Below are 2,739 nucleotides of genomic sequence, written 5' to 3' on the forward strand. Positions count from 1 at the left end.
CGAACCACCCGACGAAATCAGCGGCAGGGTCAGGCCCTTGGTCGGCAGGATACCCAGGTTCACGCCGATCGAAACGAAGGTCTGCATGCTGATCCACAGGCCGATGCCGAAGGCGATGTAGCCGGAGAAGTGGCGCTTCATTTCCACGCAACGCATGCCCAGCCAGAACGTGCGGCCGACCAGTAGTGCGTACAGGGCCACGATCGTGCAGGTGCCGAGGAAACCGAATTCCTCGGCGGTGACCGAGAAGATGAAGTCGGTGTGCGCCTCGGGCAGGTAGTACAGCTTCTGCACCGAGTTGCCCAGGCCGACGCCGGTCCACTCGCCGCGGCCCACCGCCATCAGCGCGTTGGACAGCTGGTAGCCGTCGCCCTGCTGGTCGGCCCACGGGTCGAGGAAGGAGGTGATGCGGCGCATGCGGTACGGCTCGATGATCGCCAGCGCGCTCATGCCGACCAGGCCTATCACCACCGGCATCGACATGCGCGGCATGTTCACCCCGCCCAGCACCAGCATGCCGGCGGTGATCGCCAGCAGCAGGGTGGACGAACCGAAGTCCGGCTGCAGCAGCAGCAGTACCACCAGCGCGCCGGCCACGCCCAGCGGCTTGAGCATCGCCGGCCAGGTGGCGTTGACCTCGTCGCGGAAGCGCACCAGGTAGCTGGACAGCCAGACGATGTAGAGCACCTTCACCGCTTCGACCGTCTGGAACTTGGAGACGCCCAGGTTGATCCAGCGGCGGGCGCCGTTGACGCTGCTGCCCAGGCCGGGAACGAACACCACTACCAGCAGCGCGAAGCAGCCCAGCAGCAGCATCTGGTTGTACTGCTCGATGGTTTTCAGCTCGGTACGCGCGGCCATGATGGCCAGCACGATGCCGACCGCCAGGAAGATCAGGTGGCGGTTGAGGTAGTAGAACGGGCTGCTCATCAACGCGATCGAACTGGACGCGACCATCACCACGCCCAGCCCGGTGAGCGCGATCATCGCGCCGAGCAGCCACTTGTCGTAGCTGCCACCGATGGCCTCAAGGCGTGTTGCCTGGTGCGACAGGTCATTCATCAGCGTACCTTCAACGTGGCCAGGCCGATCAGCACCAGCACGACGGAGATGATCCAGAAGCGCACGATCACGCGCGGCTCCGGCCAGCCCTTCAGCTCGAAGTGGTGATGGATCGGCGCCATGCGGAACACGCGCTTGCCGGTCAGCTTGAACGAGGCGACCTGGATCATCACCGACAGCGTTTCAATCACGAACACGCCGCCCATGATCACCAGCACCAGTTCCTGGCGGGTGATCACCGCGATGGTGCCCAGCACCGCGCCCAGCGACAGCGCGCCGATATCGCCCATGAACACCATGGCCGGATAGGTGTTGAACCAGAGAAAGCCCAGCCCTGCACCAGCAATCGCCGCGCAGATGATGACCAGCTCACCGGCGCCCGGAATCTGCGGGATCTGCAGGTAGTTGGCGAACACCACGTTGCCCGAGGCATAGGCGAACACGCCCAGGCCGCAAGCCACCAGTACGGTGGGCATGATCGCCAAGCCGTCCAGGCCATCGGTCAGGTTGACCGCATTGGAGAAGCCGACGATCCAGAAGTAGGCGATGGCCACAAAGCCGACGCCAGCCAACGGCAGCGCCACCGACTTGAACATCGGGATATAGAAGGTCAGCGCCGCCGGCACATCCGCGGTCTGGAGCAGGAAGATGCCTGCAGCCAGGCCGAAGATCGACTGCAGCAGGTACTTCCAGCGCGACTTCAGGCCGTTCGGGTCGCGACGGACGATCTTGATCCAGTCGTCGTACCAGCCGATGGCGCCGAAGCACAGCATCACCGCCAGCACCAGCCACACGTAGCGGTTGCGCAGGTCAGCCCACATCAGCACCGACAGGGTGACGGTGAGCAGGATCAGCGAACCGCCCATGGTCGGCGTACCGGCCTTGGAGAAGTGGGTCTGCGGGCCGTCCTTGCGGATCGGCTGGCCACCCTTGAACTGGGCAAGCTTGCGGATCATCGCCGGGCCGAGCCACAGCGACAGGAACAGCGCCGTCAACGCGGCAAGGATGGCGCGGAACGTCTGGTAGTTGAACAGCCCGAACAGGCTCTCCAACTGCTGCAACCATCGAGCCAGTTCATACAACATGCGGGGATTCCTCTCCTTGCGCCAGCAGCGCTTTGACAATCGTGTCCATGGCGCTGCCACGGGAACCCTTGACCAGGCAGCGCACGCCGGCGTGCAGCTCGTCCCTCAGCGCCTGCGACAGCGCGTCATGGGTGGTGAAATGGCGTCCGCCCTCGCCAAACGCGGCGGCAGCGGCGGCACTGAGCGGGCCCAGTGCATACAGGCGCTTGAGGCCGGCAGCACGCGCGCGGATACCCGCCTGTGCATGCAGCGCCTCGGCATCGGGGCCCAGCTCGCGCATGTCGCCCAGCACCAGCCAGCCCTCTTCCGGTGCGGCGGCCAGCGCGTCGATGGCAGCGGCCAGCGAACCGGGATTGGCGTTGTAGCTGTCGTCCACCAGCACCGCGCCGTTGTGCAGCTGATGGGCGATCTGGCGGCCCGGCACCGGCTGTGCTTCGGCCAGGCCGGTAGCCACCAGTGACAGCTCGATGCCAGCGGCAAGCGCCAGACTGGCGGCGGCCAGTGCATTGCTGATGTTGTGGCGGCCCGGCAGACCCAGCACCACGCCCGCCTCGCCCATCGGCGTGACCAGGGTGAAGCGGCTGCCCTGCGC

At 65.7% G+C, this 2,739-nt stretch carries 3 protein-coding genes; all 3 read right to left on the reverse strand.

The features are described 5' to 3' along the window. The coding region (ftsW, locus tag DBR20_RS17240; RefSeq protein ID WP_258223412.1) for a putative lipid II flippase FtsW at positions 1-1,062 on the reverse strand (1,062 nt) is incomplete at its 3' end. Continuing rightward, complete coding sequence (mraY, locus tag DBR20_RS17245; protein ID WP_100551564.1) at positions 1,062-2,147, reverse strand: phospho-N-acetylmuramoyl-pentapeptide-transferase; 1,086 nt, start codon at positions 2,145-2,147, stop codon at positions 1,062-1,064. The genes ftsW and mraY, both read right to left, overlap by 1 nt. After that, positions 2,137-2,739, reverse strand: a 603-nt coding sequence (locus tag DBR20_RS23420; RefSeq protein ID WP_308812621.1) for a cyanophycin synthetase, incomplete at its 5' end; no start/stop codon positions are given. The genes DBR20_RS23420 and mraY, both read right to left, overlap by 11 nt.

Source organism: Stenotrophomonas sp. HMWF023, from assembly GCF_003060985.1.
Taxonomy (GTDB): domain Bacteria; phylum Pseudomonadota; class Gammaproteobacteria; order Xanthomonadales; family Xanthomonadaceae; genus Stenotrophomonas; species Stenotrophomonas lactitubi.